Here is a 257-nt window from a genome sequence, read left to right as displayed (position 1 = left end):
GCCGGCCGTGAAGTGGGTGTCGCCGAGGGCGAGCGGCGCCAGGCGGGTTTGCTGCCCAACCCGGAGCTGTCCTGGGAGGCCGAGGACACTCGCCGCGATACCCGCACTACGACCATCACCCTGAGCCAGCCATTTGAACTGGGTGGCAAGCGCGGGGCGCGCGTCGCCGTGGCCACCACCGGGCAGGCCATCGCCCAGCTTGAGCTGGAGCGACAGCGCAATGGCTTGCGCGCCGATGTGGTACAGGCCTTTCACAC

1 protein-coding gene is annotated in these 257 nt (G+C 69.6%); it reads left to right on the top strand.

The genetic code is table 11. The features are described 5' to 3' along the window. Positions 1–257, top strand: a 257-nt coding sequence (locus SB725_RS32300; RefSeq protein WP_410923577.1) for a TolC family protein, incomplete at both ends; no start/stop codon positions are given.

The sequence above is a fragment of the Pseudomonas sp. SIMBA_041 genome (assembly GCF_046535095.1).
GTDB classification, from domain to species: domain Bacteria; phylum Pseudomonadota; class Gammaproteobacteria; order Pseudomonadales; family Pseudomonadaceae; genus Aquipseudomonas; species Aquipseudomonas mucoides.
Note: the sequence above shows the minus strand (reverse complement) of the source record. Positions and strands in the feature narration are given on the sequence as shown.